The 4605-nt window shown below is 63.4% G+C and carries 3 protein-coding genes; 2 read left to right on the forward strand and 1 reads right to left on the reverse strand.

Annotation, left to right across the window (positions count from 1 at the left end; translation table 11 throughout):
• Positions 1-453 precede the first annotated feature (453 nt).
• Together leuA and RTQ46_RS13020 are read left to right on the forward strand one after the other, a co-directional pair.
• Entirely contained in the window at positions 454-2160 is a 1707-nt protein-coding gene (leuA, locus tag RTQ46_RS13015) for a 2-isopropylmalate synthase (RefSeq protein ID WP_312437117.1), read from the forward strand.
• Positions 2161-2337: 177 nt separating this feature from the next.
• On the forward strand, positions 2338-3942 hold the full coding sequence (locus RTQ46_RS13020) for a methyl-accepting chemotaxis protein (RefSeq protein ID WP_312437119.1): 1605 nt from the start codon (positions 2338-2340) through the stop codon (positions 3940-3942).
• Here the strand turns inward: RTQ46_RS13020 and RTQ46_RS13025 are convergent.
• The coding region (locus RTQ46_RS13025) for an SUMF1/EgtB/PvdO family nonheme iron enzyme (protein ID WP_312437120.1) at positions 3939-4605 on the reverse strand (667 nt) is incomplete at its 5' end. The genes RTQ46_RS13020 and RTQ46_RS13025 overlap by 4 nt on opposite strands.

Genomic DNA, 4605 nt, shown 5'->3' on the forward strand with positions numbered 1-4605 from the left:
TTGCACGGCGCCGCCGTGTTCGACAGCCATCAGGCCATTGTCGAGGAGAGCCGCGCCCGGCTGGACCAGCTGCTGTGCGGCCGGCCCTGGGCCGGCAATTGCTGCCAGGTCAGAAATCTGCTTGACAGTGCGCCCCAAACTCCATTACATTGGCTGCATGTCCTCCTTCAAACTTCCATCCCCTTCCCTGCTGTCGCTACCGCGACTACTACTAGCACGCGCTTGAGTTTGCCGCTTTGCTGCGCCTGGCCACACGCCGGCGTGTTTTAAAAAACCTGGAAGGTTTGATGATGTTTGCACCATCCCCATTACACAACGCAATCCCTGCAGCCTCTGCCGCAGCCGCTGGCCGCCTATCGCTACCGATCGCTTGCCTGGCCTAGCGTTGCGTGGCCGCCCGGCAAGCTTGCGCCACACCCGATTTCGATTTTCCCCTTTCAGGAGTACCCGATCATGATGTTGCAAAATCCAGCTTCCAAGTACCGCGCCTTCCCTCCCGTCAAATTGACCGACCGTCAATGGCCGAACCAGATCATCGACAAGCCGCCGATCTGGATGAGCACCGATTTACGCGACGGCAACCAGTCGCTGATCGAGCCGATGAGCGCGGAAAAGAAGCTGCGATTCTTCGAGATGCTGATCGCCGTCGGCCTGAAGGAAATCGAAGTGGGCTTTCCTTCGGCCTCGCAGACCGACTTCGATTTCGTGCGCAAGCTGGTCGATGAAAACCGCATTCCGGACGACGTCACCATCATCGTCCTGACCCAGTCGCGCGAAGAACTGATCCGCCGCACCGTCGAGTCCGTCGTTGGCGCCAAACGCGCCATCGTCCACCTGTACAACTCGGTGGCGCCCGTGTTCCGCAAGGTGGTGTTCGGCATGTCGCGCGAAGAAATCACCAATATCGCCACCACCGGCACCACGCTGGTCAAGCAGCTGGTGTCGCAGCATCCGGAAACGGAATGGGGCTTCGAATACACGCCGGAATCGTTCTCGACCACCGAACTCGATTTCTCCAAGCATATCTGCGACGCCGTCAGCGCCATCTGGAAGCCGACCCCGGCCAACAAGATGATCATCAACCTGCCATCGACCGTGGAATGCAGCACGCCCAACGTGTATGCCGACCAGATCGAATGGATGTCGCGCAAGCTGGCGCGCCGCGATTCCATCATTATCAGCGTGCACCCGCACAATGACCGCGGCACGGCCGTCGCCTCGGCCGAGCTGGCCGTGATGGCTGGCGCCGAGCGCGTCGAAGGCTGTTTGTTCGGCAACGGCGAGCGCACCGGCAACGTCGACCTGGTCACCCTGGCGATGAACTTGTATACCCAGGGCGTGCATCCGGGCCTCGATTTCTCCGATATCGACAGCGTGCGCAAGTGCGTGGAAGAGTGCAACCAGTTGCCGGTGCACCCGCGCCACCCGTATGCGGGCGACCTGGTATTTACGGCCTTCTCCGGCTCGCACCAGGATGCGATCAAGAAGGGTTTCGCCAAGCAGCAGCCCGACAGCATCTGGGAAGTGCCGTACCTGCCGATCGACCCGGCAGATCTTGGCCGCAGCTATGACGCGGTGATCCGCGTCAACAGCCAGTCCGGCAAGGGCGGCATGGCTTACCTGCTGGAACAGGAATACGGCCTGGTGTTGCCGCGCCGCCTGCAGATCGAATTCTCGCGCGCCGTGCAAGCCGTGGCCGACGCCACCGGCCGCGAAATCGCCGCCCAGGATATCCACGACATCTTCCAGAAGGAATACCTGGAGCAGACCGCGCCGTACGCCTACGCCTCGCACCGCATGGTGGAAGACACCAGCAGCGACGAGTCGGTGCAGATCGACATCAGCCTGTCGCACCGCCAGGCGCCACTGGCGCTGCAAGGCGGCGGCAACGGCCCGATCGATGCGTTCGTCAATGCGCTCGGCCTCGATATCAAGCTGATGGACTACCATGAGCATTCGATCGGTTCGGGCGCCAATGCCCAGGCTGCCTGCTATGTCGAACTGCGCCTCGACAACGGCCCGACCCTGTTCGGCGCCGCCATCGACAGCAATATCGTGACCGCCTCGTTCAAGGCCGTGCTGTCGGCCGTGAACCGCCGCCTCAAGCAAGTGGAAGGCGAAAAAACAACAGTCGCCGCTGCGCCCGCAACTGCTGTGTAGTCCCAGTCCTACAGGGCGTCAGTCCATAAAAAAGAACGGAACGCCTTGATCGGCGTTCCGTTTTTTCGTTTCTACTGGTTAATCATTGATGCAATCCAGGTATCACAAACCGTATAATCAAATGAGAAGAAGACCATCGGAGACTGCACGCAACTGTTAGCTACCTGGGGAAGCATCATGAAATTGACGGACATGAAGATAGGCGTAAGGCTGGGCGCAGGGTTTGGCGTGGTGCTGCTGCTGATGGTAGTGCTGATCGCCACCGGCCTCTTGCGGCTCGACAAGATCGGCGGCCTGAGCGAATCGATTATCCAGAGCGACTGGGCCAAGGCCGACGCCATCGCCACCATCCGCAGCACCACGCGCTCGAACGCGGCGCTGGTGCTCGAATTGTTCATCCACGACGACGCGGTCCGCTCGAGCGCCATCCACGCTGAAATTGACGCCAACAAGGCCACCATCAGCAAGTCGCTGGAAGTGCTCGACCGCCTGGTGGTCCTGCCCGAAGGCAAGGAGCTGCTGGCAACCCTGAAACAGCAGCGCAAGGCATTCGTGGCCTCGTTCAGCCAGGCCGACAAACTGCTGGCCGCCGCGCAGCGCGAGCAGGCCGCCGAGCATGTGCGCCAGGATACCCTGCCCGCCCTGGCCCGCCTGCAGACCACCGTCAACACGCTCAGCGACGTGCAGCGCGGCCTGGTGCTGAAAAGCGGCCGGTCTATCCACGACAATATTTCCACAGCTAACGTCATGATGGCCAGCCTGGGCACGGCCGCCCTGCTGCTGGGCATCGCGTTTGCCTGGTATGTGACGCGCTCGATCACCGCGCCGCTGGCTTATGCACTGGAGGTGGCGCGCGCCGTGGCGGCCGGCGACCTGCGCAGCAAAATCGTTTCTGACAGCAACGATGAAACGGGCCAGCTGCTGCAGGCGCTGCGCGACATGAACGCCAACCTGGCCGGACTGGTCGGGCAAGTGCGCGGCGGCACCGGCGCGATTGCGGTGGCGTCGAGCGAAATTGCCAGCGGCAATGCCGACCTGTCGGCGCGCACGGAAGCGCAGGCCAGCGCGCTGGAAGAGACGGCCTCGTCGATGATTGAAATGACGGGCACGGTGCGCAGCAACAGCGACAACGCGCGCCAGGCCGACAGCCTGGCCCGCTCGGCGGCCGAAGTGGCGCAGCGCGGCGGCCAAGCGATGGCGCAGGTGGTCGGTACCATGGACGCCATCAATGCCTCGTCGAAGAAAATCGTCGACATCATTGCCGTGATCGACGGCATCGCCTTCCAGACCAATATCCTGGCGCTCAATGCGGCGGTGGAAGCGGCGCGCGCCGGCGAACAGGGACGCGGCTTTGCGGTGGTCGCCACGGAAGTACGCAACCTGGCGCACCGCTCGTCGGCGGCGGCGAAGGAAATCAAGGAGCTGATCGCCCATTCCGTCAGCCAGGTCGGCCAGGGCGCGCAGCTGGTCAGCCAGGCCGGCAGCACGATGCAGGAAGTGGTGGCCAGCGTGGGGCGCGTGAGCGAGATCGTCGGCGAGATCAGCGTGGCCAACCACGAGCAAAGCGAAGGGATCGAACAGATCAATGCGGCCATCATGCAGATGGACCAGACCACCCAGCAGAACGCGGCGCTGGTGGAACAGGCCGCCGCGGCAGCGGCCGCCATGCACGACCAGGCCAGCGAACTGGAAGCGCTGGTCAGCCAGTTCAAGCTGGAAGAAACCCGGCAGGCACCGGTGCGCCCAGCATTTGCCTCACCGCGCCGGCTGCTTCGCGCTTAATCTACTTGCCGCGCCAGGCGGATGCCGGTGAATTGCCAGCGTGCCCCGGCCGGAAAGAAATTACGGTAGCTGGCGCGTGCATGGCCGTCCGGCGTGGCGCAGGAAGAGCCGCGCAGCACATACTGGTTCAGCATGAACTTGCCGTTGTATTCGCCCAGCGCGCCCGGCGCCGTGCGGTAGCCGGGATACGGCGCATAGCTGCTGCTGGTCCATTGCCAGCAGTGGCCGAACATCTGCCGCAGCCCGGCGCCGGACACGGCCGCAGCCGGATGCAGCTGGCCCGATTGCATCGGCACTCCGTGCGCCGCCAGCTCCCACTCCGCTTCCGTCGGCAGGCGCGCCCCCGCCCAGTGGGCATAGGCGTCCGCTTCGAACAGCGACAGGTGGGTGGCGGGACGGTCGAGATCCAGCGGCTGCAGGCCATGCAGGGTAAATTCCAGCCACTGGCCGGACCCATCCTGCTGCCAGTACAGCGGGCACTGCAGGTTCTGGCTGCGCACCCAGTCCCAGCCTTCGGCCAGCCACAGGCTGGCGGTACGGTAGCCGCCCGCCTCGATAAAGGCGAGATAGTCACGATTGGTGACCAGGCTGGAGGCCAGCTCGAACGGCGCGACGAACTGCTGGTGGCGCGGCAATTCATTGTCGAAGGAGAAGCCGTCACCC

The organism is Janthinobacterium sp. (assembly GCF_031995485.1).
Taxonomy (GTDB): Bacteria; Pseudomonadota; Gammaproteobacteria; order Burkholderiales; family Burkholderiaceae_D; genus Janthinobacterium.

What these genes read in the sequence shown, in the direction of transcription:
- leuA (WP_312437117.1), top strand. Translation starts at nt 454, where the DNA reads ATGATGTTGCAAAATCCAGCTTCCAAGTACCGCGCCTTCCCTCCCGTC.
- RTQ46_RS13020 (WP_312437119.1), top strand. Translation starts at nt 2,338, where the DNA reads ATGAAATTGACGGACATGAAGATAGGCGTAAGGCTGGGCGCAGGGTTT.